We start from the raw sequence: 26060 nt of genomic DNA on the forward strand, positions 1-26060 counted from the left end.
TCAGGCACCGACGGATCCCCGGAGCGTGGCGGCATGCTCCTGCAGGCTCGTCACGTCCCACTCGTACGTGCGCATCGCCTCGATCGCCAGCACCGCGACGTTGAATTCCGCCACCGTTGTGATGCACGGGCGCCCGTTGGAGACGGCGGCGGCCCGGATCTCATACCCATCCCCTCGGGCCTGGCCGCCGGAGGGAGTGTTGAAAATCATATCCACTTCACCGTTATTAATCAGGTCGGTGATGGTTCCCTCCCCCTCGGCTGAAGTGCCCTCGGCCACCTTTCGTACCGTCGTAGCGGCGATGCCATTGCGGCGGAGCACGTCCGCGGTACCGCCGGTGGAAAGGATTTCAAAGCCCAGATCCACCAGCCGTTTGACGGCCATGATGATGGCGCGCTTGTCCCGGTTCGCCACCGAGACAAAAACCTTGCCGGAGGTCGGCAGGGCGTTGTTCGCGGCGGCCTGGCTCTTCGCAAACGCGGTGTCGAAGTGTTTGTCGATGCCCATGACCTCGCCGGTGGAGCGCATTTCCGGACCCAGCAGGGAGTCGACGACGGTCCCTTCCGGGGTGCGGAAGCGGTTGAACGGCAGCACGGCCTCCTTGACAGCGACCGGCGCACTCGCCGGCAGCGTGCCGCCGTCGCCGGTTTCCGGCAGCAGGTGGTGCACGCTGCGCAGGTCCCTGATGGACACTCCGGTGCCGATCAGCGCCGCGGCCTTGGCCATTTGGACTCCGGTGGCTTTGGAGACGAACGGGACGGTCCGCGATGCCCGCGGGTTGGCTTCCAGGACGTAGAGCACATCCGAGGCCAGCGCGAACTGGATGTTGATCAGGCCGCGCACGCCCACGCCCTCGGCGATCGCCAGCGTGGCCTCGCGGACCCGGTCGCAGACGTCCTGGCCCAGGGTCAGCGGCGGCAGCACGCAGGCGGAGTCACCGGAGTGGATGCCGGCCTCCTCGATGTGCTCCATGATGCCGCCCAGGTACATGTCGGTGCCGTCGTAGAGCGCATCGACGTCAATTTCGATGGCGTCCTCCAGGAACCTGTCGATCAGCACCGGATGGTTCTCGGTGATTTCCGTCGCATTCTTGATGTAGCGCGAGAGGTTCGGCTCGTCGTAAACAATCTCCATACCGCGGCCGCCCAGCACGTAGGAAGGGCGCACCAGAACCGGGTACCCGATCTCGTCGGCGATCTTCTTCGCATCGTCGAAGGACGCTGCGGTGCCGTTCTTGGGCGCGATCAGCCCGGCGGCATCCAGCACGCGGCTGAACATGCCCCGGTGTTCGGCCAGGTCGATCGCCTCCGGCGAGGTGCCAAGAATCGGCACGCCGGAATCCGCCAGGGCCTGCGCCAGCTTCAGCGGGGTCTGGCCGCCCAGCTGGACGAACACCCCCAACACTCCGCCGGTGCGTTCCTCCGCCGCGATGACCTCCAGGACATCCTCCAGCGTGAGAGGTTCGAAGTAGAGCCGGGTGGAGACGTCGTAGTCCGTGGAGACCGTTTCCGGGTTGCAGTTAATCATCACGGTTTCGTGCCCGGCCGCCCGCAACGCCATGGACGCGTGCACGCAGGAGTAATCAAACTCGATGCCCTGGCCGATCCGGTTCGGCCCGGAGCCCAGAATGATCACGGACGGTTTGGCGTGCTGTGCCACCTCGTCCTCTTCGTCGTAGGAGGAGTAGTGATACGGCGTGTAGGCGGCAAATTCCGCGGCGCAGGTGTCCACCGTCTTGTAGACGGGGCGGATGCCCAGCGCCTGCCGGACCCCGCGGACCACGTCCTCACTGTTGTGCGTCAGTGCGCCGATCTGCTCGTCGGAGAAACCATGCCGTTTGGCGCGGCGCAGCATCGCGGGTTCGAGCGCGGCGGATGCCTTGATTTCGGCGGAGATCTCGTTCAGTAGCTGCAGTTGGTCCAGATACCACGGATCGATTCCGGTGGCCTCGTAAAGCTGTTCCACCGTCCCTCCACCGAGCAGTGCGCGTTGCACCTGCGCGAGACGATCCGTCGTCGGCCGTCTGGAGGCCGCAATCAGGTCCGGTACGTCCAGGGAAGTGACCGGACTGAAGTCCAGGCTCGCGCCCTTTTGCTCCAGCGACCGCAGCGCCTTCTGCAGCGCCTCGGTGAAGTTGCGGCCGATCGCCATCGCCTCCCCGACGGATTTCATCGTGGTGGTCAGGGTGGGGTCCGCGGCCGGGAACTTCTCGAAAGCGAAGCGCGGAACCTTGACGACGACGTAGTCCAGAGCCGGCTCAAAGGACGCCGGTGTCTTCAAGGTGATGTCGTTCGGGATCTCGTCCAGGGTGTAGCCGAGCGAGAGCTTCGTGGCGATCTTGGCAATCGCAAAGCCGGTCGCCTTGGACGCCAGCGCGGAGGACCGCGAGACGCGGGGATTCATCTCAATCACCACGACGCGGCCGGTGTCCGGTTCGATCGCGAACTGGATGTTGCAGCCGCCGGTGTCCACGCCCACCTCGCGGATCACGGCGATGGAAATATCGCGCAGCCGCTGGTACTCGCGGTCCGTGAGCGTCATGGCCGGCGCCACCGTGATGGAGTCTCCGGTGTGCACTCCGACCGGGTCGAAGTTCTCGATGGAGCAGACCACCACGACATTGTCGTTCTTGTCCCGCATCATCTCCAGCTCATATTCCTTCCAGCCCAGGATGCTCTCTTCGAGCAAAACCTCGGTGGTCGGGCTGTACTGCAGGCCCTGGCCGACAATGCGGCGCAGGTCCTTCTCGTCATAGGCCAGCCCGGATCCGAGCCCGCCCATGGTGAAGGAGGGTCGGACCACCATCGGGTAGCCCAAATCCCCGGCGGCAATGAGGGCCTCGTCGATGCTGTGGATAATGTGGCTTCGGGCGGATTCGGCGCCGCAGCGCTCCACTACGCCCTTGAACTTCTCCCGGTCTTCGCCGAGCTCGATCGCGGCGATATTTGCCCCGATCAATTCCACGTCATATTTGGCCAGCACGCCGTTCTTATCCAGCGCGATGGCGGTGTTCAGCGCGGTCTGGCCGCCCAGGGTCGGCAGCAGCGCGTCGGGACGCTCCTTGGCGATGATCTTCTCGACCACCTCGGGTGTGATCGGCTCAACGTAGGTGGCGTCCGCGAACTCCGGGTCCGTCATGATGGTGGCGGGATTGGAATTCACCAGGATGACCCTCAGGCCCTCCTCCTTGAGCACGCGCAGCGCCTGCGTCCCGGAGTAATCGAACTCCGCTGCCTGGCCGATCACGATGGGGCCGGAGCCAATGACCAGAACGCTCTTGAGGTCTTCTCTCTTGGGCATTAGTTCTTGTCCCGATTCTGTGACGAAGTTTCTGAAACGACTGAGGTTTCTGTGCTGGTGTCCGCTGCGCCGGCGGCGTTGGCTGCCATCAAATCAATGAAGCGGTCGAAAAGGTAGGCGGAATCGTGCGGGCCAGCGGCCGCTTCCGGGTGGTACTGGACCGAGAAGGCCGGGATATCCAGGCACGACAGGCCCTCGACGACGTCGTCATTGAGGCTGACATGGCTGACCTCAACCCGGCCGAACCGCTCCTCGGGAGCCAGCCCTGCGCCCTCCCGTGGCGCGTCGACGGCGAACCCGTGGTTCTGCGAAGTGATTTCCACCTTGCCGGTACGCCGGTCCATCACCGGCTGGTTGATGCCGCGGTGGCCGTAGCGCAGTTTATACGTCCCGAAGCCCAGCGCCCGGCCCAGAATCTGGTTGCCGAAGCAGATGCCAAAGAACGGCACCCGGGCATCCAGCACCTGGCGCAGCAGCGCCACCTGCCCGTCCGCGGTCGCCGGATCGCCGGGGCCATTGGACATGAAGACGCCATCGGCCTGCACCGACTCCAACCGGGCAAAAGTTGAAGCCGCGGGAAGCACATGCACGCGCACTCCGCGCTCGGCAAAGCGCTGCGGCGTCATGGCCTTGATGCCCAGATCCAGCGCGGCCACGGTGAACCGCGGCTCGCCGTCCCAGCCATGATCGGACGGCTCGACGACGTAGGGCTCACCGACGCTGACTTCCTCCGCCAGCTTGGCCCCCTCCATCCCGGCGCTGGCGCGCACCTGCTCCAGCAGCGCTGCTTCGGACTGGTCGGCGGCGGTACCGGAGAAGATGCCGGCACGCATGGCCCCGCGTTCACGCAGGTGCCGGGTGATCGCGCGGGTATCCACGCCTTGGATCCCGACGATGCCCTGCGCGAGAAGTTCGTCGTCCAGGCTGCGTTCACTGCGCCAGCTGGAGGGCCGCCGTGCGGCGTCGCGCACAATGTAGCCCGCCACCCAGATCCGACGGGACTCGGCGTCGTCGTCATTGACGCCGGTATTGCCGATGTGCGGCGCGGTTTGGACCACCAACTGCCGGGCATAGGACGGATCGGTGATGGTCTCCTGGTAGCCGGTCATGCCGGTGGCAAAGACCGCCTCGCCCAGTGCCGTTCCGGTGGCGCCGTAGCCAGCCCCGCGGAAGGTCCTGCCGTCTTCCAAAATCAGCAAGGCGGCGGTTGCGGATGTGCTCTGTTCGGGTTCAGTCATTCTTGTTCTTTCCGGTATCGGCCTGCTCGGTGTCATGCTCACGGGGGGCATTTTCAATCGTGTCATTTTTGGCCGTGTCGTTTTCAACCGTGCCATTCTCGACCGTGCCATTCTCGATGGGGGCGAAATCGGTCAGGGTGATGAGCAGCGGGGTTTTCGCTGCGGCGTTCCGGGTGCGGAAGCCGGTGTCCACCGAGTGTCCGCCCAAACGCCAGGACAGGACAATCAGCCCGTCCCGCTCGACAAACTTCCCGGCCATGCCGCTTTCGGTTCTGACGCTGTGGTAAGTGTCTTTCGGGATGAAGACATCCGGCGCTCCCGAGCGGCTGATCAAAATGCCCTCCGGATGCACCGCCAGAACGGCATTGCCGCGGACGCCCAGCCCGTGCACCGCCAAGCGGTCCAGCCAGTCTCCCTCCGTCGTCGTCACGACGTACTGCCCTTCCGCGCTGGCGAGGGCGGCGGAAAGCTGCTGCGGCACAACAGGAAGCGGCGCCATGCCGGCCTGGCGCTGGAGCCGATGCCGCCAGCCGAGCCACAGCAGAGCAAAAATCACCAGTACCAATGCCACTGCAACCAGGGTGGGACCGAGCCTGTCCGTCACTGCCCGCCTCCGGCTGCCGCGGCGGCCGTGCTGCGGGACCGGTCCGGGGTATTGAGCTTCCCGTCCAGCACCGTGGGGTGGCCGCGGAAAAACGTCGCGATGACGGAGCCCGGAAGCTCCCGGCCGCTGAAGGGCGAGTTGCGGCCCTTCGTCGCCATGGCCTGCGGATCCACCGTCCAGCGCGCGGCGGGGTCGACCAGGACCAGGTTGGCCGGCTCCCCCGCATGCAAGGGCCGGCCCTGATCGGCCAGACGACCGATCCTGGCCGGGGTTGCGGAGGTGACGCGGGCAAACCCTTCCCAATCCAACAGCCCGGATTCGATCATGGTGTGCTGCACCACCGAGAGTGCCGTTTCCAGCCCTGTCATGCCCATCGCCGCCTGGGCCCATTCGCAATCCTTGGCCTCGCTCGGGTGGGGCGCGTGATCGGTGCCGATGACGTCGATGGTGCCGTCCGCCAGCGCTGCGCGCAAGGCCAGCACATCTTCTTCGGCCCGCAACGGCGGGTTCACCTTGTAGACCGGGTTGTAGCTGCGGACCAACTCCTCGGTCAGCCACAGGTGGTGCGGGGTGACCTCGGCCGTGACCTTGATGCCGCGCGTCTTGGCCCAGCGGATCAATTCCACCGACCCGGCGGTGGAGACGTGGCAGATGTGCAGTCGCGAGCCCACATGCTGGGCGAGCAACACGTCCCGGGCGATGATGCTCTCCTCGGCCACCGCCGGCCAGCCCGCCAGCCCCAGCACCGCGGAGACCTTGCCTTCGTTCATCTGCGCGCCCTCGGTCAGCCGCGGCTCCTGCGCGTGCTGGGCTATCACGCCGTCGAACGCCTTGACGTATTCCAGCGCCCGGCGCATCAGCACCGGATCGCTCACACAGATCCCGTCGTCGGAAAAGATCCGGACCCGGGCGCGGGAATCCGCCATCGCGCCCAGTTCCGCCAGCTGTTGACCGGCAAGACCGACGGTGACGGCGCCCACCGGGCGCACGTCCACCCAGCCGGCTTCGCGGCCCAGGCTGAAGACCTGTTCCACCACTCCGGCGGTATCGGCCACCGGGGAACTGTTGGCCATGGCGTGGACCGCGGTGTAGCCGCCCAGCGCCGCCGCGCGGGAGCCGGTCTCAACGGTCTCGGCATCCTCGCGGCCCGGTTCACGCAGGTGCGTGTGCGGGTCAACCATGCCGGGTAGCGCCACCAGCCCATCGGCATCGATGACGGTGGCGGAGCCGGCATCCAGCCCGGCGCCGATATCGGCAATGCGGCCGTCCTGCAGGAGAAGATCCGTCCGTTCCTTCCCCAGAACAGCGGCTCCGCGGATCAAAAAGCTGCCACGGGTCGGGTCATTGGTCATCGGGCGTTCTCTCCGGTTTCATTAGTACTGCGCGGTGCGGGGCCGGGCTGCCGGGCGCTGGCTGGTGAGTACACGGGCACGGGATCGCGCAGATCGCCGGACAGCAGCAGATACAGCGCCGCCATCCGGACGGAAACGCCGTTGCGCACCTGGGCGAGCACGGTGGAGCGCGGGGAATCCGCCGCCGAGGAGGAGATCTCCAGGCCGCGGTTCATCGGACCGGGATGCATAATGATGGTGTCCTTCATCCCGAGCGTATCCAGCCGGGCGAGCCTGGCGTCGTCAAGCCCCCAGCGGCGCGAATATTCCCGGGTCGATGGGAAGAAGGAGGCATTCATCCGCTCGGCTTGGACGCGCAGCACCATGATGGCGTCCATGCCTGATTCCAGCACGGAATCAAGATCATAGCTGACCTTGCAGGGCCAGTGCTCGACGCCGACCGGCAGCAGGGTGGGCGGAGCGACCAGCGTCACCTCCGCACCCAGGGTCTGCAGCAGCCACACGTTGGATCTGGCCACCCGTGAATGCAGTACATCCCCGGCGATGGCCACCCGGAACCCCGTCAGATCGCTGCCAACCGAGTCGGTCCCATTCAACGCGGCCAGGTGCCGGCGCATCGTGAATGCATCAAGCAGCGCTTGGGTGGGATGCTCATGCGTGCCGTCGCCGGCGTTGATCACCGCGGCGTCAATCCAACCGGATGTCGCCAACTGCTGGGGCGCTCCGGACGCCCAGTGCCTGATGACCACGGCGTCCGCGCTCATCGCTTCGAGGGTTTGGGCGGTGTCCTTCAGGGACTCGCCCTTGGACACCGACGATCCCTTTGCTGAAAAGTTGATCACATCCGCCGAGAGCCGCTTGGCTGCGGCTTCGAAGGAGATCCTGGTACGGGTGGAATCCTCAAAAAAGAGATTCACCACCGTACGGCCGCGCAGAGCCGGCAGTTTCTTGACTTCGCGCTCGCCGACGGCGGCCATTTCCTCAGCGGTGTCCAGGATGCGTATGGCGTTCGACAGGCTCAGGTCCTGGGTGGAGAGAAGGTGCCTCACGCGTTGGCCTCAATAACCACTTCGTCGGCGGTCCAACCGGGACCGGCGCCGTCGGTCTCGCATAGCCGCACCCTGACCTTTTCCGCCGATGCGGTGGGCAGATTCTTGCCCACGTGGTCGGCGCGGATGGGCAGCTCGCGGTGTCCACGGTCGGCCAGCACGGCGAGTCGGACCACGCGCGGCCTGCCAAGATCCACCAGGGCGTCCAGCGCGGCGCGGATCGTCCGTCCGGAGTATAGGACGTCATCGACCAGAACCACCACCTTGTTGTCAATGCCGCTGGCGGGAAGTTTGGTCCGTTCGGGCGCACGGGTGGGCTGGCGGGCCAGATCATCGCGGAACATAGTGACATCGAGCTGACCGACGATCGCGGCGGCATCAAGATCCGGATCAGCGGCTCCGAGTTTGAGCGCCAGCCGCTGGGCCAGCGGAAAGCCGCGGCGCGGAATGCCAAGAAGAATCAGGTCCCTGGAGCCCTTGTTGGCCTCCAGAATTTCATGGGCTATACGAGTGAGTGCGCGATCGATATCCGCCGCGCTCATGACGACGCGAGACGCGCCGACAGCTGTTTCAGAACTCATGTCCCGCTTCCCCCTTCCCCGCCTCACAGGACGGAATTAAAAGGATCATTGCATCCCAAAACTATCACAGCGCGAACCCCCATCGGTTTCGGCGGCTCCGCCGGCCGGCCCGGTGATTTTGAACCATGGCCGTCCCCGTCGCCACCGTGTCAGGGCCGGGTCCGGATCAGCGTCGCAGCGGGTTCCACAGCGCCGGGTCATCCGCGCCGATCCCGGAATCAGCGCCCGTCACGAGGGCTTTACGCCCCGTCAACCGTCCGGTGCCGCGGTACGATTCCTGGCCCCGGTCGGTTGTTGGTTCCAGCTTTTGATCCAAACCGGGTTTCGGCTGATCCTGCTTTGGCGGCCTGATGGACGGATACCGGGTGGTAGGGTCCTGGAACGTGTACTGGTCCGTCCTCATGAAGCTCTCCTGTGTTCCGGCCCGAACTCCCGGTCCAAAATGTCCCGCGCGGACTTCAGCGCGTCATACGCAATGACCCATTCCCTGCCTCTTGGCGATAACGGATCTGCAGTGCTTGACTCCCCCGCATCGTGTTCGGCAATTTCATGACGGTAGTCCGCTGCCACCTCGCGCTCCGTCGCCGCTGCCAGCCGTACGGCTTCTTCAAGGTCCGTCTTATTCATGCTCTCAGGCTCCCACAACCTGCCCGCAAGGGATAGGCGCCCTCTGCACCTCAGATAGGGAACCCATCGTGTCGGGGAAATCCGTGCCCGGGGAAACGTGTGTCCGCTTGGTGCCGCTCAGGCCGCCGCATAGGCTTCTACCATGACGGAGCCCGGGCCATGGCAGGACGCCGCCGCCGGGCTTCCCCACCCGGAGCACGACCGCGCACAATCGCCGCTGCCGGCCCGGGCATATCCTCGCGGGCCGCAGCTTGCCGGATTGGACGGTGGCCGGGGAAACCGCGTCCTCAACCTCATCTTGGTCGGTCTACTGGCGCTGGTGGCCGTTGGGACGTTGGTCTATTTTGCCGATTCTCTGGGTGCAAACGTGTTCCTGATCTGCGGCGCACTGGCCTTGATCCCGCTGGGAATCTGCCTGTTCACCCTGCTCTGGATCGATCGCTGGGAGCCCGAGCCCAAAAGTGCGCTGCTTTTTGCCTTCTCCTGGGGGGCTGGAATGTCCGTTGCGGCGTCTTTGGTTGTGGGCCAGTTGGTCCGGCCGCTGCTGCTCGCCGGGTCCGCGCTGAGCAATCCGGAAAGCGTCAGCGCGCTGCTCCAGGCTCCCCTAGTGGAAGAGATCTTCAAGGGGCTGGGCGTGCTGCTGATCTTCCTGCTCCGCCGTCGGACCTTCGACGGCCCCATCAACGGCGTGGTGTACGCCGGTACGGTCGCGGCGGGATTCGCCTTCACCGAAAACATTCTGTATTTCGGCTCGGCAATGACGGCCCAGCAAGACGTCGGACCGGGGCTTATTGCCACCTTCGTCATCCGCGGACTCATGTCCCCGTTCGCCCACGTCATGTTCACCGCCACCCTAGGCGCTATTCTCGGATACGCAGCCCGACACGGCGGTACGGCCCTCGCGCTCTGCGCCTGGACCGCCGGACTCATCCCGGCGATGCTCCTGCACGCGCTATGGAACAGCAGTTCCATGATCAGCGCGAATTTCCTGGTGGTCTACGGGGCCCTGCAGTTGCCGATCTTTATCCTCTACGTGCTCGGTGTAGTGCTGCTGCGGCTCTCAGAGGCGAGGCTGACCAGGCGCCGGCTCTCCGAATATGTTCCCTCCGGCTGGTTCCTTCCCGAGGAGATCACGATGATCGGCACGGGCGCCGGCCGCCGGCGCGCTGCGGCGTGGGCCAGGACGTTCGGCGCGGCCAGGACAATGAAGCGCTTCATCAACCTGGCGACCAGGCTCGCCTTCACCCGGCAACGCATACTGGCCGGCTCCCGGCTCTCCGACTCCCTGCAGCAGGAGTCGGTGCTGCTGGAACGGGTGACGGCCGCACGGGAGGAGCTGCTGTCCAGGCAGGCCGGGACCGCCCGGCCGGGGCATTCCTGACCGGCACGGCGCGTCGCTTCACCCGCTCCACCCGCGTCACCCGCAGTGTCCAACGGGCAGCTATGGCATAACCAGGCAACGCGTCCATACCCATGAAATGCGGGCCAAAAAGCACTGGACCGAAATACACAGGGCGGTGTCCGGGTCTGATCCCGGCCACCGCCCGACTGTCGCGCTGCGCCGTCGTGCTTACACTGTCGCGCTGCGCCGTCGTGCTTACACTGTCGCGCTGCGCCGTCGTGCTTACACCGTCGTGCTTACGGCACGTCGTGCTTACGCCGTCGTGCTTACGCCAGCAAGGTCGGTTTGAGCTGCTGAAGCCTGCCGAGCAGACCGTTGATGAACTGCGGTGATTCATCGGTGGAGAGGATCTTGGCCAGCTCCACGGCCTCGCTGACGGCGACGCCGTCGGGCACGTCGTCGTTGTACAGCAGCTCCCAGGTGCCGATGCGCAGCAGCATTCGGTCCACTGCCGGCATCCGCTCCAGGGACCAGCCCTGCGAATAGGTCTCAAGGAACTCATCAATGGCGGGCTGCAGCGCGCAGACTCCCTCCACGATGTCAACGGTGTAGAGATTAATGACCTGGTCGGTGCTTTCGCGACGTTGCCGGATCGCCTCCGTTACAGAAACCGAGCGCTGCTCCGATTCAAAAAGGATGTCAAGCGCCCGGCGCCGGGCCTTGCTCCGGGCCGAATTCGGCCGGGCTGAATCTGCTGCTGCCACTAGTCGTTGACACGTCCCAGATAGCTGCCGTCGCGGGTGTCGACCTTGACGCGGGTGTTGTTCTCGACGAACAGCGGGACCTGGATCTCATAACCCGTTTCCAGGGTGGCCGGCTTGGTGCCCGCGGAGGATCGGTCACCCTGCAGGCCCGGTTCCGTGTAGGTGATCTGCAGTACGACCGACGCAGGCAGCTCGATGTACAGCGGGGTGCCGTCGTGGATGGCGATATTGACGGACTGGTTCTCCAGCATGAAATTGGTCGCGTCGCCCACCGTTTCGCCGCTGACAGTGATCTGGTCGAAGTCCTGCGTGTCCATGAAGACGAAGTCCGCGCCATCCTGGTACAGGTACTGGTAATCGCGGCGGTCAACGGTCGCGGTTTCGATCTTCAAGCCGGCGTTGAACGTCTTGTCAACCAGTTTTCCGGAGCGCACATTGCGCATCTTGGTTCGGACGAAGGCGCCGCCCTTGCCCGGCTTGACGTGCTGGAATTCGACGACGTTCCAGAGCTGTCCTTCAAGCTTCAGAACCGTGCCGTTCTTGATGTCGTTAGTAGTTGCCACTGTTTCTCTCTCTGTCGGCCGGCTATAGTCCCCCGAAACGCGCGCCCGCACGCCGGGGCGGGGCAGAACTGCGGTGCAGGGGGAAGAGTTATCAAAAATCCATTGACCATTCTACCTGCTCAGCGGCATCCGCGGCACGCCGATCCGGCCGCCGCGTCTGCACCGCAGGTAACGCGCTGGTCCAAGACGGTCGCAAAGCTCCGGACAGCGGCCGGATAGTTCCCGGCGCAGAAGTGCACCTTTCCCAGCTGCTGGTGGACCCAGGATTCGGTGAACGTGCCGGCCACGGCCGCCGCCAGCAATTTCAGCCGGTCCACCGCATGCTGGGTATGTTTGGTGGCCCGCAGGATATCCACGTCCAGCAGCTGCAGGCGGAACGAATCCGGATCCGCGATTCTGGCGGCCGCGGCCAGCTCGGCTGCGTCCGCCAACCGACCGCAGGCCAGCAGCACAAACACCAGATCGGCCGGATCATCGGTGTCAATGACCGCCCGATCGCAGATATTCACATCCACTACCTCCGGCAGCAGCGTCCCGGGGTTGATCGACATACCCGGAAACCCGCAGCGGGCCAGTCCTGATAGCTCATATATCAGGACGCAATTTCCTGGTAGGCGGCGAAAAGCAAAGATGCATCCGGCACATCAAGGATGCCGGGCCTGGCCACGCCGTCCAGCACCACAAAGCGAAGCAGATCCCCGCGCGCCTTCTTGTCCCGGCGCATGCCGTCGAGCAGTCCCTGCCACCTGTCCCGGCGATAGGTCACGGGAAGTCCCAGTTCCGTCAGGATGTTCCGGTGTCGGTCCGCCACCTCGTCGGAGAGTCGTCCGACGCTTCGCGCGAGTTCGGCAGCAAACATCATGCCCACCGATACCGCCGCCCCGTGCCGCCAGGAATAGCGCTCCACCAGCTCGATTGCGTGGCCAAGGGTGTGGCCGTAGTTCAGAATCTCCCGCAGTCCCGCTTCCTTCAGGTCCGAGGAGACCACCCGGGCCTTGACCGCAATGGACCGTTCGATCAGCTCGCGGACGGTAGCGGAACCCGGATCCTTCACGGCATCCGGGTCCTGCTCGATCAACGTCAGAATTTCCGGGTCGGCGATGAAGCCGCATTTGACCACCTCGGCCATTCCCGAGAGCAGCTCATTCTGCGGCAGTGTGGCCAGTGCGTCCAGATCGGCCAGCACCGCGGCCGGCGGGTGGAAGACCCCCACCAGATTCTTGCCCTCGGCCGTGTTGATGCCGGTCTTGCCGCCCACGGCGGCATCCACCATGCCGAGCAGACTGGTCGGGAGATGAATGACCTTGACCCCACGCAGCCAGGTGGCCGCCACGAATCCCGCCAGATCCGTCACCGCTCCACCACCCACGGCAACAATGGCGTCCGAGCGGGTGAAGTCGTTCTGTCCGAGCACCTGCCAGCAGAATGCCGCCACCTGTACGTGCTTGCCCTCTTCAGCGTCGGGGATTTCCGCCGTGAGGGCGGTGAAACCGGCGGCCGCGATGTCGTCACGGACCGTATCCCCGGTCAGCCGCAGGGCCCGCGGATGGATCACCAGCACCTTCCGGACGCGCTCCCCGAGAAGCCCCGGCAGCTGCGAGAGCAGACCGCGGCCGACGACGACGTCATAATTCTCTGCGGGCCGGCTTCCGGTCACCTTGATGGTTGTCACTGCCGATGTCACTGTGTACCGCTCTCTTGTGCATTGATGGTGCCGTCCGCTGCTTCGGTGGCAGCAAATTTTGCGGCGGATCCGGATCCGGGCCCAAGTCCAGATCCGGGTCCGTCCGCGCCGCCGTGCTGCTGCAGGAGGCGGATAAGCTGCTGCACCAGCTCCTCCACCGTACCTTCGCGGACATTCAGGGTCACATCCGCCAGCGCCCGGTAGACCGGCCCCCTGGCGGCGGCCAGGTGCTGCCAGCGTTCCAGTGGATCCCCCGCCAGCAGTGGACGTCCGCCGCGCAGGATCCGGCCCCGCACGGTGTCCAGATCGGCATCCAGATGAATGACAATGGCTTCCCCGAGCAGCTGCGCGGTGCCGGTGTCCAGCACGGCACCGCCGCCGAGTGAAAGAACCATCGGCCGGCGCAGGCCCGATTCCAGCGCATCGGCGATGGCTTTTGCCTCCAGCCGGCGGAAATGGTTTTCGCCCCGGCCGGCGAAAATATCCGCGATGCTGCCGTGCTTCTGCACAATTGCCTGATCGGAGTCGATGAACTCCAGGGCAAGCGCACGGGCCAGTTCCTGGCCGATGGCGGATTTCCCTACCGCCATCGGCCCGATCAGCACCAGAGTATGTCGTGGCACAAAGCCCCCGCTCCGGGCATGCGTTCCCGGCATCACTGACCCAGTGAATCCAGAGCCTGCGGGATATGCGCCAGATAGGAGGCCAGGTTCCGGGCTGTCTCGGCGATCGAATCGCCGCCGAACTTCTCCGTCACGGCCTCCGCCAGCACCAGCGCCACCATGGCTTCCGCCACCACGCCTGCGGCCGGGACAGCGCAGACATCCGAACGCTGGTGGTGTGCCCTGGCAGGTTCTCCGGTGGCAACATCGATGGTCTGCAGGGCCCGTGGCACAGTGGCGATCGGCTTCATGGCCGCCCGGACCCGCAGGACGTCTCCGATGCTCATGCCGCCCTCGATGCCACCGGCGCGGTTGCTGGTACGGCCGATGACGCCGTCCTCTCCACGGACTATCTCATCATGAGCCGCCGAGCCGCGCCGGCGGGCCGTCCGAAACCCATCCCCCACCTCGACTCCCTTAATCGCCTGGATTCCCATCAGGGCGCCGGCCAGGCGGGCGTCCAGTCGCCGGTCCCAATGCACGTAGCTCCCCAGGCCTGGCGGAAGACCGTAAGCGAGCACCTCGACGACGCCGCCCAGCGTTTCGCCGTCCTTGTGGGCGGCGTCCACCTCGGCGACCATGGCGGCGGAGGTCTCCGGGTCAAAGCAGCGCAGCGGGTCGGCATCCAGTGCCGCGACGTCGGCCGGTACCGGCACCGGGGAACTCTCGGGGGACTCCACCGCGGCGATGGCCACCGTGTGGCTGACGAGTTCAATACCCAGGGCCTTCAGCAGCTGCGACGCGACCACTCCCAGGGCCACTCGGGCGGCCGTTTCGCGGGCACTGGCCCTTTCCAGCACCGGCCGTGCCTCGCTGAATGCGTATTTCTGCATGCCGGTGAAATCCGCGTGGCCGGGCCGCGGGCGGGTCAGCGGCGCATTGCGCGCCTGCTCCGCCAGCAGGGCCGGATCTACCGGGTCGGCAGACATGATCTGCTCCCATTTGGGCCATTCGGAGTTGCCGACCTGGATGGCCACAGGTCCGCCCTGGGTCTGGCCGTGCCGTACACCGCCGAGAATGGTCACCTCGTCCTGCTCAAACTTCATCCGCGCACCGCGGCCGTAACCGAGCCGTCGGCGCGCCAAGGCGTCCCGTATCTGAGCCCCGGTCAGCTCGACTCCGGCGGGCACGCCCTCAATAATTCCCACAAGTGCCGGGCCATGAGACTCCCCGGCGGTCAACCAACGCAACATACCTTCCATCCTGCCATGCTCAGGGGATCCCGTTACCGCCGGGGTACCCCGATCGCGTCACACATCACGTTGATAACGTCCGGCGTGCTATGGGCTGATCCGGCGGTAAAAAGCCGTACCTGTTCCACGCCCTGATAGAGCAACATCTCGATCCCCGGCACAATGGTCCCGCCGCGCAGCTCCCACGCCGCGGCCAGCGCGCTCGGCCACGGATCATAGGCCACGTCGAGCAGCAGCCTGCCGCGGAGGGACGACGGCGGCAGGCTGTCCGCCAGCGGATCTGCGGCACGCGGCGGGAGAGTGGAGATGACGACGTCGTAGTCCGCCAGCGCTGCCGCGGTCTCCGTCCATGGCCGCAACCGGCAACTAAGTCCGACGGCGCTGCCGGCGTCAGTGGCCGGAGCGGCGCTGCCGCTGCCGCGGACAAAGATGTCCGCGGCGGGAGCCCCGAGCCGCTGCAACGCGGCCACCGCGGAGACCGCGGTCCCGCCGCCGCCGAGGACGGCCGCGGTTGGCCTTTCGCCGATTCCGGCGAACCGAAGCGCGTTGACAATGCCGGTAACGTCGGTGTTGTGGCCCACTAGGCGCTGCCGGTCCGGATCCTCCCGGTCGACGACCACTGTATTGACGGCCCGCAGCGCCGCGGCAACCGGTTCGAGCGCATCCAGCAGCGGCAGCACGGCCGTCTTAAGCGGCATGGTGACGGAGAGTCCGAACCAGTTTCGCTCCGCGCGTACGCGGGCAAAGAGCGCGGCTAATCCGGAGGCTTCGGTATCCAACGCCGTGTAGACATACGGCAGACCCAGCCGTGCATAGGCGGCGGAATGCATGGCCGGTGACTTCGAATGCCCGATCGGATGCCCCAACACGGCCCCATACATCTGCGGGCCGCGGTGCGTGCGGGGCCGAGGGGCGGGCTGCGCGGAAACCGGATCGTCGGCCGGGTCGTGAAAGCCGGTCATTTACTTACATTTCCCCGCGTTCGCATCGCACCAGGCCTGGTATTTAGCCACGTTCGTCAGATGCTCCGCATAAGTGGTGGCGTACAGCGTCTCGCCGGTCGTCAGATTCACCGTCACCCAGAAATAGTACGGATTGACCTGCGGATGGGCTGCGGCGTCAATGGCCTTGGCCTTGGGGGAACCGATCGGCCCGACAGGCAGACCGGGGTTGGCAAAGGTGTTGTACGGGTTGCTGGCGTCGTTCTTCTGCGCATCGGTGATGTTGTAGGTTTTCAGGCCAAGCCCGTAGGCCACCGTCGCATCGGACTCAAGCCGGCCACCGGTCTCAGCGTTGGGGTTGTTCAACCGGTTCTCGATGGCGCCTGAAATCATCGCGTAGTTGGCTTCGTTGCCCTCAAATTCGATGATGGAGGCGATGGTGAGCACCCGGTACTGATCCTTCGGATCCGTCACGCCGTCCTTGACCAATGTGTCCTTCGTGGCTTGGACCAGCTGCGCCAGAATCTGCTGGGCAGTCATCTCAAGCGGGAAGCGGTACTCCCCCGGTTTCAGATAGCCCTCCAGGCTCCGGGCCGCGGCGGGCAGCCCGAAGGTGGCAGGCGTCTTGGCGAGGGTGGTGAATTCCGATTCGGCGATGCCGGTGGACTTTGCCAGCAGCGCAAGAACTTCCGGTTCGCGCAGGTTCTGGTCGATGGCGGCGTAGTGGACCTTATTGTTATCCGGCGCGAGCAGCACCGACACCGCGTCGGAGGCCTTCATCTCAAGCTTGAGTCCGAAGGTCCCGGGCTGGATGAGCGCTCCGCCGCTGACGGCCTGGAGGGCGTCCAGGAACGCCGATTCACTCTGCACGACGCCGTCCTGCACCAGACCGGCGGCCACCGTACGCCCGGTTGCTCCCGCGGGGACAATGAAGGTCACGGAGCCGTGGCCCGGGCCGGGATAGTCCTTGGCCGAGTTCGCTGTCAGCATCGGCTGGACGGCCTGGAACGCGAAATAGGACACGGCCACAACAAACGCGATAACGACCAGGAAAATCAGGCTGCGTCGACGGCGGCGGACGCGTTTGGAGGTTCCCCGCACCCGGCGCGTCGGCAGTTCAGCCCGCGCAAAAATCGGGTGCGCACTCTCCTCTTGGCGGGCACCGTCCGGGTGCGCGTCGTCCTGGTATGCGCTGTCCGGGTGCGCGTCGTCCTGGTATGCGCTGTCCGGGTGCCCGTCGTCCTGGTTTGCGTCGTCGGGGTGCGATGCCTCGGCGGACGGCTGTGCCGACTCCCCCTGATGACGGCCGGGACGCTCCGGGTAAATGCTGCTCAAATGGATCGTCCCTGTTCATTCTTGTTGGGGTCACACTTGGTGGGGTCATACGTGCTGGGGCTGATGACGCCGTCCTTCGCTTGTGTCATACCCGCCGCGCGCCCCATCGCGCCGCTCTGCTGTCCGGGTACCACGGTACCGACCGTGCTGCCGCGTGATTTCTCCATCTCGATGGCATGTTGCAGGATCCCCACTGCCGCAACCTGATCCACCACGGCACGATGTCCGCGGCTGCTCATGCCAGCGGCGTGCAACGACTGATGCGCGGTGACAGTGCTGAGCCGCTCATCGATCATCCGAACCGGCACCTGGTAGTCGGCATCCGCCAGGGCTTGTACGAGCAGCGCGGCGTAGCTGCGTGCCATTTCAGCCGACGACCGTTCCGCCCCGCTCATTGTACGCGGAAGACCAACAAAAATCTCCACCGCCGAGCGCTCCCGGGCCTCCCGCACGAGCACGCGGACATCGTAGTTCTTTTTGACGTCCCGCTGCAGTGTGCGTACCGGGGTGGCCAAAATGCCGTCCGGGTCGCAGCAGGCCAAGCCCACGCGGACGGTTCCCACGTCCACTCCGAGCTTGACGCCGCGGGGATATCCGGCTCCGGAACGGCCGGTGCTGGATCCGGCTGTCCCTGACATGCCTGCGCTGACCACGACGGCGGCTCTAAGCCCGCTGCTCGATCGCGCCGACGACGGCGGTCAGGGCCGCGGTCACCTGCGCGGGGTCACTGCCGCCGCCTTGTGCGACGTCGTCCTTGCCGCCGCCGCCGCCGCCGAGTATCCCCGCCGCCAGTTTCACCAGTGCCCCGGCCTTCACGCCCGCGTCCCGCGCGGCAGGGTTGGTCGCGACCAACACCATCGGGCGCCCGTTCGCGATCCCGGCCACGGCAATCGTCGCGGGATCGGAGCCGAGCCGGTCCCGCAGATCCAGGGCCAGCGCGCGCAGGTCATCGGCGCCGCCGATCGCGCCGGCGTCGTGCGCGATCACCTTGATGCCGGCACGGTCCTGCGCCGTACCGGCCAGCGCCGCGGCCTTGGCGGTGAGCTGTTCCTTGTGCAGGCGCTCCAGCTCTTTTTCGGCCGTGCGCAGCTTGCTCAGCGTCGCCGCGAGCCGTTCGGGCAGCAGGTTGGAGGGGACCTTGAGCATCTCGCTCAACTCGGTGACCAGCGCCCGCTCGGCGGCCAGGTGGCGGAAAGCGTCCATCCCGACGAATGCCTCCACACGGCGGTTGCCGGAGCCCACCGACTGCTCGCCGAGCAGCGTCAGGCTGCCGATCAGCGACGTGTTGGCCACGTGCGTGCCGCCGCAGAGCTCGCGGGACCAGGCGCCGTCGATCTCCACCACGCGCACCTCGCTGCCATAGTTCTCACCAAACAGTGCCGTAGCGCCCAGCGTCTTGGCCTCCGCCAACGCCATGATCCGGGTGTCCACCCGGTAGTTATTGCGAATGGCGATGTTGGATACTTCCTCGATTTCGGAACGCGTGGCAGGGCTCAATCCTTCGCCCCAGGCGAAATCAAAGCGCAGATACCCGGCCTTATTGAAGGAGCCGCGCTGCAGCGCCTCCGGGCCGAGAATCTGATGCAGTGCGGCATGCACAATGTGCGTGCCGGTGTGGGCCTGCTCCGCTGCGTGCCGGCGCTGCCGGTCCACCGTTGCCCGGACCAGGGCGTCCGCAGGCAGCTCGCCCTCACGGATTACTGCCTTGTGCACGCTGAGCCCCTTAACGGGTTTCTGCACGTCAAGAACCTCGACGACGAACCCGTCACCGGTGATCAGCCCGGTATCGGCGGCCTGGCCGCCGGCCTCGGCATAAAACGGCGTTTCGGTCAGCACAATCTCGATCTCATCGCCTGTGGCTGCCTGCGCAACCTTCCGGCCGCCGGAGAGGATGGCGCGGACGCGCGATTCCCCGTCCAGCTCGTCGTAGCCGGTGAAGACCGTCGTTCCGTCCGCCAGCAGCTCATGGAACACGGAGAGGTCCGCATGGCCGCTCTTTTTTCCGCGGGCATCGGCTTGGGCACGCTGCCGCTGTTCCAGCATCAACGACCGGAACCCGGCCTCGTCCACGGCCAGCCCGGCCTCTTCGGCCATCTCCAGGGTCAGATCGATCGGGAAGCCGTAGGTATCGTGCAGCGCGAAGGCCTCCGCACCGGAAAGCGGCTTGTCCGCAGCCTTGGACTCTGCGACCGCCTCCTCCATCCGGGCGGTGCCGCTGGCAATGGTGCGCAGGAAGGATTTCTCCTCGGCGTAGGCAATCCGGGCGATCCGCTCGAAATCCGCTTCGACCTGCGGATAGACACCCTTCATCGCATCACGGGACGCCGGCAACAGCTCCGGCAGGCAGGCACGTTCCACGCCCAGCAGGCGCATCGCGCGGACGGCACGCCTGATCAGCCGGCGCAGCACATAGCCGCGCCCTTCGTTGGAAGGGGTGACGCCGTCGGAAATCAGCATCAGGGCGGAACGGATATGGTCCGCCACCACCCGCATCCGCACATCGTCGGTGTGGTGCGGATCCGCGACGGTCTCGGCACTGGTGTAGTCCTTGCCGGCGAGCAGGGCAGCGGCGTCCAACACCGGACGGACCTGGTCCGTTTCGTAAAAGTTCTCCACGCCCTGCAGGATCAACGCCAGACGCTCCAGCCCCAGCCCGGTGTCGATGTTCTTCTTGGGCAGCTCACCGAGGATCTCAAAGTTGTCCTTGCCGGTCCCTTCGCCGCGCTGGTACTGCATGAAGACCAGGTTCCAGATTTCGATGTAGCGCACGTCGTCGACGGCGGGGCCGCCTTCCGGGCCGTAGGCCGGCCCGCGGTCGTAGTAGATCTCCGAGCACGGGCCGGCGGGACCAGGCTGTCCGGTGGACCAGTAGTTGTCCTCCATCCCCATCCGCTGGATCCGCTTCGCGGGAAGACCGGAGGCTTCCACCCAGAGCGACGCCGCCTCGTCGTCGTCCAAATACACGGTCACCCAAAGGCGTTCCTTATCCAGACCGAAACCACCCTCACTGATGCTGCCGGTCAACAGTTCCCAGGCGTAGCCGATGGCTTCCTTTTTGAAGTAATCACCAAAAGAAAAGTTGCCGCACATCTGGAAAAACGTGCCGTGCCGGGCGGTCTTGCCGACCTCTTCAATGTCGCCGGTGCGGATGCACTTCTGCACGCTCACGGCACGGCTGAAGGGAGCCTCCTCACGGGCGGTGAGGTAAGGGATGAAGGGAACCATACCCGCGACGGTAAACAGCAGCGATGGATCGCTGGAAACCAGCGAGGCGGAGGGCACTGCGACGTGGCCCTTGCTGGTGAAAAAATTGGTCCATCGGCGTGCGATTTCCTGCGACTGCATGATCCTGGGGGACCCTTCGTTGGTGAATGACTAAAGAACTCAGTGGGTGTATCGGCGGTTCTGCTGATCGATGCCGGGAGCATCGGCCGCGTCGAGCCCAAGTGCTCCGCGCAGATCGCCTTCGCGCTCGTTCATGCCCTCCCGCACGGCGTCGGCAAAATTGTGGATGCTGTCGCTGAGCTGACCGACCGCCCGGTTCAGGCCGGCGGGACCGAGGGCACTACGTGCCTGTGTCACCTTGCGGACAGCGATGGCGCCGATGGCAATACCCACGCCGAGCCAGAAAATCTTTTTCATGGTCTGGTAACTCCTTGATCTGCGCCAGCACGGCTGGCGGATAGCGGCGGCCTCTAGCGGCTGCGCAAATGCCGGGATCTGCTGCTGCGGCGCCCCGACACGGCGGACCGCACGCCGTAGGAGAAGGCCGCGACCTTGATTACAGGCGATCCGACCGTTGCGGCCAGCAACGAGGAGAGTGCGGAAATATTCGCGGTGGCGTCAGAGACGTTGTTGGAAATTCCGTCCACTTTCTGCAGCTGGGCGTTGGTCGTGGAGACCGTCGCCGTCACCTCGTCGATCAGCGGCGTCGTGCCCTCGCTGATGGTCGCGATGGTGCGCCGGACTTCATCAAACACCCGGCCCAGCTTGAATACGGGGACGGCCAGAATGGCCACCAGCACGGCGAAAACGCCTGCCGCTATCAAGCCTGCAATATCTCCACCGGACATGGTGCGCCGCCTCTTCTCTTTGGGGGGTAGGAAAATCTGCGTTCTGTTCCGTTAGTACCTTACCTACAAAGAAGCCCGCGGCGCGTGCCGCGGGCTTCTCTACAGGCTTCTGCCCGTCCTGCTTCCGATCCGGGGTCGCCGCAACGGATCTACTGTGGGCTAAACGGATTTAGCGTGAGTAGAATTCAACAACCAGCTGCTCTTCGCAGGTCACGGGGACCTCGGAGCGCTTCGGGCGGCGCACGAGGCGGGCCTGGAGGCTTTCGAGCTTGACGTCAAGGTAAGCGGGAACCATGGGCAGCACGTCGCGGTGTGCGCCGGCCGCTGCAACCTGCAGGGGGACCATGGTCTCGCTGCGCTGGTGCACGTGGATGAGCTGGCCTTCGGCAACACGGTATGACGGGCGGTCCACGCGGGCGCCGTCAACCATGATGTGACGGTGCACCACAAGCTGGCGTGCCTGAGCCGTCGTGCGGGCGAAGCCGGCACGGAGCACGAGGGCATCCAGACGCATTTCCAGCAACTCCACCAGGTTTTCACCGGTCAGCCCCTTGGTGCGCTTGGCTTCCTCGAAGGCACGGGTCATCTGTGCTTCGCGGATGCCGTACTGGGCGCGCAGACGCTGCTTTTCACGCAGTCGAACTGCGTAGTCACTGTCCTGCTTCTTGCGGGCTCGGCCATGCTCACCGGGACCGTAGGGGCGGCGCTCGAGGTACTTAGCTGCCTTGGGGGTAAGAGCGATGCCGAGGGACCGCGAGAGGCGGGCCTGGCGACGGGCACGTAGGTTGTTAGCCACGTTGTCCTTCCAATATTCATGCGGTAAAGCTCGCTGCCATCAGCCGAACGGATAAATACCCGAACGGACAATGCCAATGCTTGATTATGTTTCCGGCCTCCATCATGGAGAGCTAGGGCTACCGCTGCCCGTTGCTGCAACCGCTGGGCATACCTGCATCGCTGATCTGGCTGGTTCGACGGATCGAACAGGCGGGAAAGTCAGGAAGGGCAGCAGGTATGGAGCCAAGGCTTGCCAGTGCACCAACGATTCTAGCAGTTATTTGGGGCGCCTATTTGGTGTCCTGGTGGAGGTCCGTGTCGAGAGCGTTAGCGCCGGCGAGCTGGGTTGTGCCCCTGGGCATCTTCGCCGCAACCATCTACGCGCGTCAGCTTCGCCTTGGTGTACGCGTCCCCGGGCCGGGCATCGGATTCTCCGACGGCATCAGCGCAACCGTTTTTCTCAAGCTCTCGGCTCTGTTGAGCTGGGTTCTGAGCCACCCCGAGATCACCACCGACGTGACGCTCACCCACGCCCTGTCGTTTCTCGGATTCATCGCCGGCGGCCTCGGTTACGTCGTCGGCCTGGGTTTTCTCGTCGCCGGCTTGTCCGAACTGAGCTTCCTCTCCGTGCCCATCGCGCCGCTCCAGATCCTGCTCCCGGTCGGGCGGTTTGACGGCCTCCCTTGGCTCATTGCGGTCGGCTTCCTCCTCCCGCAGAACCGGCCGCCGCGAATCGACAGGAAAGATGACCAGTTCCGGACGCCTCGACGGGAAGGTCGCACTGTTCACCGGCGCGAGCCATGTGATCGGCGCGGCCATCGCCGCGGCTCTGGCCGGAGCCGGCGCGTATGTCGTACTCGCCTCTCACGATTCCGCAGCCCTGTCACGGCAGGTGCAGCCTATCACCGGTAGCGGTGGACTTGCCGTGGCGATGCCGGCCGACCTGACGAGCGAGCCGTCGGTCTGCGGGCTCCTGGCCGGCATTGGGTCACAGTTCGGGTGGCTCGACGTGGCGGTCAACAATGCAGCAGGCGGAGGTCGGCCGCCCGCTCCGACGGCCGGGTGGACCAGTGAGCAGCTCGACAGCGCGATCGCCGTCAGTCTGCGCGGAAGGTTTCTTTTTCGGCCGGTTGGCCAAGTCGTGGAGATCGCCGGGGCTGCGCTCTGACGCGTCCTCATTCATCACCGGTACCGTGCTCGCCGTCGACGGCCGCCGGCTCGCTGGTACCCGGGTTCTGAGCTGCAGGGTAACAGTGGTTGGCGCTAAGGATTCTGTTCGGGCTGCTGTTATGCGTCATCTGATCTGGTGCTGAGGCCGTCATAGTTGGTGACGATGGGCGGTTGATGGCGTGAGGTCTTGTTTTGTGTGGTCGTCGGCGCGAGGCTGGCGATGACCTGTTAAAGACGATCGGCCCGGCATCAGATTTTCTAAGCTCCATGCCGGGCCGATCTACCGCGGAAGGCCGCGCTGATGCTTACGGTAAATGGTGCTGCTTCTACTGTCGAGTCCCCGCGTTGACTCATCAAAGATGCCCGCGTAGCTGCTATCGAAGAATCATTTGGTAATGCCCGCGTAGCGGCGTGTCTGCCAAGCGATCACCAAGCGCCTCAATTTGATCGGAATAGCCCCCCACGTTACCTCCCAGACCGTCCGGTCAGGAGTCCTGACCGCGCTGGCGGGGCAGTTGCTTCCCGCCATCCTCTCGCGCCTCACCGGGCCGGAAATTACAGCTGCCACTCGATGGGCCGGCGCCGTTTCCGCAAGTAACGCCCGCTACGCCGCGTCCGTCATCGGGCCCGATGACGGTCCGGATCGAGAAAACGTTGAGGGATGCCTCCACTAACGGCAGTCCTGGCAGGGGTTCCCGTTGGGTGCCTCCCTTCGCCGGGTAAATCACGATCTGGATGTGGCCTTGACTCCCACGTCTGCCCCGGCGGGATTCGCCAACAATGCGTGTGTTGCTACAGATGGCGTTGAGCCCAGTCGGTTCGAGAGGCCGCGGCCCGCGGGAACGGCTGAAGTGCGACCGTCCTGTCCTTATTGGCTGGCGATAATCATTGGCTATGTGGCCGCGGCCACAGTCATCCGCTAGACCATAGGAAACCTGGTGTCGTCAGAACAGGTAGTACCGCAGGAGCAGGTAGGGCACGCAGAGCCCTACGGTGACGGCGGTGACCACCAGCCCGTATTTGGTGAACGTCCAGAACGAGATGGGGTGGTCGTAGCGCTTAGCTATCCCGATGACGACGACGTTTGCGCTGGCTCCCACTGCGGTGGCGTTGCCGCCGAGGTCCGCCCCGAGGGCCAGCGCCCACCAGAGGGGCTTGGCTGCGGCGCCTCCTGCCTCCACAAGGTCATGCGTAATCGGAGCGAGTGTGGCCACGTAGGGGATGTTGTCAATGATGCCGGACGCGAAAGCCGAGCCTGCGAGCATTGCGACGGCGGCGACGTCGTAGTTGTCCCCGATGAGAGAAGCGGCGGCGTTGCCCACTGCGTCGATGACTCCAAGGTTGACCAGGGAACCGATCATGATGAACAGGCCCGCAAAGAACAGCAGCGTCTCCCATTCGACGTCCCCGAACACTTTTCGCGGTTCAAGCCGGGCGAGCAGGATGAGGAGGCCTGCGCCGAGCATCGCGACTAGGGACGGTGCGAGGCCCAACAGCGGCCGGGCAACGAAACCGATCAGCACCAGGCCCACCACCACGAGCGATTTGATCAACAATGACCTTTCGCCCAAAGCCTCCTTCTCGTTCAGGGCCATGACCCGCGCGGCCCGGTCCGGATGGAAACGGAAGGCTGAGCGGAACATCCAGCGGCACAGTCCGATGAAGACGACGAGGAGGACCGCGATTATGGGCGCGAGGTTGATGATGAAGTCGTTGAAGGTCAGGCCCCCGCGGCTGGCGATGATGATGTTTGGAGGGTCGCCGATCAGCGTTGCCGTGCCGCCGATGTTGCTGGCCATCACCTCCGCGATCAGGAAGGGAACGGGCGGCGCGGCGAGCCGCTCGCAAACCAGGAGGGTGACGGGGGCGGTGAGCAGCACTGTGGTGACGTTGTCCAGAAGTGCCGAGAGCACGGCCGTGATGACCACCAGGATCACCATGATCCGGAACGGATAGCCCCGGGCCTTCTTCGCCGCCCAGATCGCGAGGAACTCGAAGAGTCCCGTCTGCCGGAGGATGCCGACAATAATCATCATGGCCAGCAGCAGGAAGATGACATTCCAGTCGATCCCGCTCTCCTCCGAAAAAAACATTCCCGTGTCATTGGTGGCACCGATCAGCACCATTGCAGCTGCGCCGCCCAGCGCGGTGGTCATCCGGGGCAGCTTTTCGGTAGCGATCAGAACATACGCTGTGAGAAAGACACCGAGAGCAAGAATGACCTGGCCCGTCACTGCTCCTCGCTCCGTGAGTCAGGAGCGCCGGCGCTGGCCAGGACGGTCTTGATGACGGCGGGAAGAGTGACAAACATCGGGGCATCCCGAGGCGAGTCGCGGACCAGGGCAATCTGGGTGCGGGCATCGACCATGCGCGCCGCGATCTCGACCAGCTCCGCGTCGGACTCGATGGTCAGGATCTTGCGGACGGCAACGCCCTCATCGTCAAGCATCTCCCCGACGGTCCGTTCGGCAAGATGTTCCCACAACTCAGCGGCCCCGGCCTCGTCGAACACGGCCGCCAGCGACACGTCATCCAGAAGGTAACCGGGCACCATCAGCCGCAGCACGTCCACGGCCGAGACTATCGCTGTGGGAACTCCCAGCTTGTTTGCAATAACCAGCCCCACCAGTCCGCTATCCGCGATCAGGCGTCCGGCTTCCACCGCATTGGTCTCACGGCGCACAACGGGTAAAGCAACTTGCAGGTCGGCTGCGCGCATAGCGGCTCCTCATACCTCGGGGGACAGAACGTAGTCCCATCCAACCACCGGTTTCCTGGGCTTGGTTGGGGTTTGTCGGCGTGTTC

At 65.1% G+C, this 26060-nt stretch carries 26 protein-coding genes and 1 pseudogene; 2 read left to right on the plus strand and 25 right to left on the minus strand.

Going from position 1 to position 26060, the window contains the following annotated elements:
* The 8 genes and pseudogenes from carB to ACLLJI_RS11035 form a co-directional block, all read right to left on the minus strand.
* A complete protein-coding gene (gene carB, locus ACLLJI_RS11000; protein WP_434612249.1) occupies nt 1-3300 on the minus strand; it encodes a carbamoyl-phosphate synthase large subunit in 3300 nt (1099 codons plus the stop codon).
* Nucleotides 3300-4538, minus strand: coding sequence for a glutamine-hydrolyzing carbamoyl-phosphate synthase small subunit (gene carA / locus ACLLJI_RS11005; protein ID WP_434612251.1), 1239 nt, complete (start codon nt 4536-4538; stop codon nt 3300-3302). The genes carB and carA overlap by 1 nt, the downstream gene beginning before the upstream one ends.
* Nucleotides 4531-5142, minus strand: a complete 612-nt coding sequence (locus ACLLJI_RS11010; RefSeq protein ID WP_434612253.1) for a hypothetical protein — start codon at nt 5140-5142, stop codon at nt 4531-4533. The genes carA and ACLLJI_RS11010 overlap by 8 nt, the downstream gene beginning before the upstream one ends.
* Nucleotides 5139-6494 carry a dihydroorotase gene (locus ACLLJI_RS11015; RefSeq protein ID WP_434612255.1) on the minus strand — a complete coding sequence of 452 codons (1356 nt, stop codon included), beginning with the start codon at nt 6492-6494 and terminating at the stop codon, nt 5139-5141. Before ACLLJI_RS11015 ends, ACLLJI_RS11010 begins: the two co-directional genes overlap by 4 nt.
* Nucleotides 6491-7543 carry an aspartate carbamoyltransferase catalytic subunit gene (locus ACLLJI_RS11020; protein WP_434612257.1) on the minus strand — a complete coding sequence of 351 codons (1053 nt, stop codon included), beginning with the start codon at nt 7541-7543 and terminating at the stop codon, nt 6491-6493. The genes ACLLJI_RS11015 and ACLLJI_RS11020 overlap by 4 nt, the downstream gene beginning before the upstream one ends.
* Nucleotides 7540-8124 (minus strand): bifunctional pyr operon transcriptional regulator/uracil phosphoribosyltransferase PyrR, encoded by a 585-nt coding sequence (gene pyrR, locus ACLLJI_RS11025; protein WP_434612259.1) that lies wholly within the window; start codon nt 8122-8124, stop codon nt 7540-7542. The genes ACLLJI_RS11020 and pyrR overlap by 4 nt, the downstream gene beginning before the upstream one ends.
* A 202-nt stretch (nt 8125-8326) precedes the next feature.
* A pseudogene (locus ACLLJI_RS11030) lies at nt 8327-8527 on the minus strand (NAD(P)-dependent dehydrogenase); the annotation flags it as partial.
* Complete coding sequence (locus ACLLJI_RS11035; protein WP_434612261.1) at nt 8524-8751, minus strand: hypothetical protein; 228 nt, start codon at nt 8749-8751, stop codon at nt 8524-8526. The pseudogene ACLLJI_RS11030 and the gene ACLLJI_RS11035, both read right to left, overlap by 4 nt.
* Nucleotides 8752-8893: 142 nt before the next feature.
* Between ACLLJI_RS11035 and ACLLJI_RS11040 the strand changes: the two genes are divergently transcribed.
* Entirely contained in the window at nt 8894-10132 is a 1239-nt protein-coding gene (locus ACLLJI_RS11040) for a PrsW family intramembrane metalloprotease (RefSeq protein WP_434612263.1), read from the plus strand.
* Nucleotides 10133-10419: 287 nt separating this feature from the next.
* Here the strand turns inward: ACLLJI_RS11040 and nusB are convergent, their stop codons facing one another.
* From nusB to ACLLJI_RS11110, 14 genes are all read right to left on the minus strand, one after another.
* Nucleotides 10420-10857 (minus strand): transcription antitermination factor NusB, encoded by a 438-nt coding sequence (nusB, locus tag ACLLJI_RS11045; protein ID WP_283559360.1) that lies wholly within the window; start codon nt 10855-10857, stop codon nt 10420-10422.
* A complete protein-coding gene (efp, locus tag ACLLJI_RS11050) occupies nt 10857-11420 on the minus strand; it encodes an elongation factor P (protein ID WP_283559359.1) in 564 nt (187 codons plus the stop codon). The genes nusB and efp overlap by 1 nt, the downstream gene beginning before the upstream one ends.
* A 119-nt stretch (nt 11421-11539) precedes the next feature.
* On the minus strand, nt 11540-11971 hold the full coding sequence (locus tag ACLLJI_RS11055; RefSeq protein ID WP_434612266.1) for a tetratricopeptide repeat protein: 432 nt from the start codon (nt 11969-11971) through the stop codon (nt 11540-11542).
* Between the two features lie 41 nt (nt 11972-12012).
* Complete coding sequence (gene aroB, locus ACLLJI_RS11060; RefSeq protein WP_283559357.1) at nt 12013-13104, minus strand: 3-dehydroquinate synthase; 1092 nt, start codon at nt 13102-13104, stop codon at nt 12013-12015.
* On the minus strand, nt 13101-13727 hold the full coding sequence (locus tag ACLLJI_RS11065; RefSeq protein ID WP_283559356.1) for a shikimate kinase: 627 nt from the start codon (nt 13725-13727) through the stop codon (nt 13101-13103). The genes aroB and ACLLJI_RS11065 overlap by 4 nt, the downstream gene beginning before the upstream one ends.
* A 32-nt stretch (nt 13728-13759) precedes the next feature.
* Nucleotides 13760-14959, minus strand: a complete 1200-nt coding sequence (gene aroC / locus ACLLJI_RS11070) for a chorismate synthase (RefSeq protein WP_434612269.1) — start codon at nt 14957-14959, stop codon at nt 13760-13762.
* A gap of 32 nt (nt 14960-14991) precedes the next feature.
* Nucleotides 14992-15921 carry a shikimate dehydrogenase gene (locus ACLLJI_RS11075; RefSeq protein WP_434612271.1) on the minus strand — a complete coding sequence of 310 codons (930 nt, stop codon included), beginning with the start codon at nt 15919-15921 and terminating at the stop codon, nt 14992-14994.
* Nucleotides 15922-17235 (minus strand): endolytic transglycosylase MltG, encoded by a 1314-nt coding sequence (locus tag ACLLJI_RS11080; RefSeq protein ID WP_434612273.1) that lies wholly within the window; start codon nt 17233-17235, stop codon nt 15922-15924.
* Entirely contained in the window at nt 17232-17873 is a 642-nt protein-coding gene (ruvX, locus tag ACLLJI_RS11085) for a Holliday junction resolvase RuvX (protein WP_434612275.1), read from the minus strand. Before ruvX ends, ACLLJI_RS11080 begins: the two co-directional genes overlap by 4 nt.
* 25 nt (nt 17874-17898) lie before the next feature.
* Complete coding sequence (gene alaS, locus ACLLJI_RS11090) at nt 17899-20580, minus strand: alanine--tRNA ligase (RefSeq protein ID WP_434612277.1); 2682 nt, start codon at nt 20578-20580, stop codon at nt 17899-17901.
* A 39-nt stretch (nt 20581-20619) separates the two neighbouring features.
* A complete protein-coding gene (locus tag ACLLJI_RS11095) occupies nt 20620-20877 on the minus strand; it encodes a DUF6167 family protein (protein ID WP_434612279.1) in 258 nt (85 codons plus the stop codon).
* Between the two features lie 53 nt (nt 20878-20930).
* Nucleotides 20931-21308: a DUF948 domain-containing protein gene (locus ACLLJI_RS11100; protein WP_283559350.1), complete on the minus strand. Its 378-nt coding sequence runs from the start codon at nt 21306-21308 to the stop codon at nt 20931-20933.
* 169 nt (nt 21309-21477) lie between these two features.
* Nucleotides 21478-22104: a 30S ribosomal protein S4 gene (rpsD, locus tag ACLLJI_RS11105; protein WP_283559349.1), complete on the minus strand. Its 627-nt coding sequence runs from the start codon at nt 22102-22104 to the stop codon at nt 21478-21480.
* A gap of 308 nt (nt 22105-22412) precedes the next feature.
* Complete coding sequence (locus ACLLJI_RS11110; RefSeq protein ID WP_434612282.1) at nt 22413-22904, minus strand: hypothetical protein; 492 nt, start codon at nt 22902-22904, stop codon at nt 22413-22415.
* Here ACLLJI_RS11110 and ACLLJI_RS11115 point away from each other — a divergent pair.
* The gene (locus tag ACLLJI_RS11115) at nt 22888-23253 is read left to right on the plus strand and encodes an SDR family oxidoreductase (RefSeq protein WP_283559347.1); all 366 of its coding nucleotides are present in this window, start codon (nt 22888-22890) and stop codon (nt 23251-23253) included. The two genes, ACLLJI_RS11110 and ACLLJI_RS11115, sit on opposite strands and share 17 nt — an antisense overlap.
* A gap of 7 nt (nt 23254-23260) precedes the next feature.
* Here the strand turns inward: ACLLJI_RS11115 and ACLLJI_RS11120 are convergent, their stop codons facing one another.
* The 3 genes from ACLLJI_RS11120 to ACLLJI_RS11130 all read right to left on the minus strand — a co-directional run bounded on the left by ACLLJI_RS11120 (nt 23261) and on the right by ACLLJI_RS11130 (nt 25974).
* Nucleotides 23261-23383: a hypothetical protein gene (locus tag ACLLJI_RS11120; protein ID WP_434612284.1), complete on the minus strand. Its 123-nt coding sequence runs from the start codon at nt 23381-23383 to the stop codon at nt 23261-23263.
* Nucleotides 23384-24199: 816 nt separating this feature from the next.
* Complete coding sequence (locus ACLLJI_RS11125; RefSeq protein WP_283559346.1) at nt 24200-25489, minus strand: ArsB/NhaD family transporter; 1290 nt, start codon at nt 25487-25489, stop codon at nt 24200-24202.
* On the minus strand, nt 25486-25974 hold the full coding sequence (locus ACLLJI_RS11130) for a hypothetical protein (protein ID WP_283559345.1): 489 nt from the start codon (nt 25972-25974) through the stop codon (nt 25486-25488). The genes ACLLJI_RS11125 and ACLLJI_RS11130 overlap by 4 nt, the downstream gene beginning before the upstream one ends.
* Between the last annotated feature and the right edge of the window lie 86 nt (nt 25975-26060).

The organism is Arthrobacter sp. A5 (assembly GCF_051131705.1).
Lineage (GTDB): Bacteria > Actinomycetota > Actinomycetes > Actinomycetales > Micrococcaceae > Arthrobacter_M.

Bases quoted from the DNA above. Each gene is read 5' to 3' on its own strand.
- carB (WP_434612249.1), bottom strand. From the start codon at position 3,300: ATGCCCAAGAGAGAAGACCTCAAGAGCGTTCTGGTCATTGGCTCCGGC.
- carA (WP_434612251.1), bottom strand. From the start codon at position 4,538: ATGACTGAACCCGAACAGAGCACATCCGCAACCGCCGCCTTGCTGATT.
- ACLLJI_RS11015 (WP_434612255.1), bottom strand. From the start codon at position 6,494: ATGACCAATGACCCGACCCGTGGCAGCTTTTTGATCCGCGGAGCCGCT.
- pyrR (WP_434612259.1), bottom strand. From the start codon at position 8,124: ATGAGTTCTGAAACAGCTGTCGGCGCGTCTCGCGTCGTCATGAGCGCG.
- ACLLJI_RS11035 (WP_434612261.1), bottom strand. From the start codon at position 8,751: ATGAATAAGACGGACCTTGAAGAAGCCGTACGGCTGGCAGCGGCGACG.
- ACLLJI_RS11040 (WP_434612263.1), top strand. From the start codon at position 8,894: ATGACGGAGCCCGGGCCATGGCAGGACGCCGCCGCCGGGCTTCCCCAC.
- ACLLJI_RS11055 (WP_434612266.1), bottom strand. From the start codon at position 11,971: ATGTCGATCAACCCCGGGACGCTGCTGCCGGAGGTAGTGGATGTGAAT.
- aroC (WP_434612269.1), bottom strand. From the start codon at position 14,959: ATGTTGCGTTGGTTGACCGCCGGGGAGTCTCATGGCCCGGCACTTGTG.
- ACLLJI_RS11075 (WP_434612271.1), bottom strand. From the start codon at position 15,921: ATGACCGGCTTTCACGACCCGGCCGACGATCCGGTTTCCGCGCAGCCC.
- ruvX (WP_434612275.1), bottom strand. From the start codon at position 17,873: ATGTCAGGGACAGCCGGATCCAGCACCGGCCGTTCCGGAGCCGGATAT.
- alaS (WP_434612277.1), bottom strand. From the start codon at position 20,580: ATGCAGTCGCAGGAAATCGCACGCCGATGGACCAATTTTTTCACCAGC.
- ACLLJI_RS11095 (WP_434612279.1), bottom strand. From the start codon at position 20,877: ATGAAAAAGATTTTCTGGCTCGGCGTGGGTATTGCCATCGGCGCCATC.
- ACLLJI_RS11100 (WP_283559350.1), bottom strand. From the start codon at position 21,308: ATGTCCGGTGGAGATATTGCAGGCTTGATAGCGGCAGGCGTTTTCGCC.
- ACLLJI_RS11110 (WP_434612282.1), bottom strand. From the start codon at position 22,904: ATGGCCGCGCCGATCACATGGCTCGCGCCGGTGAACAGTGCGACCTTC.
- ACLLJI_RS11120 (WP_434612284.1), bottom strand. From the start codon at position 23,383: ATGACGCATAACAGCAGCCCGAACAGAATCCTTAGCGCCAACCACTGT.
- ACLLJI_RS11130 (WP_283559345.1), bottom strand. From the start codon at position 25,974: ATGCGCGCAGCCGACCTGCAAGTTGCTTTACCCGTTGTGCGCCGTGAG.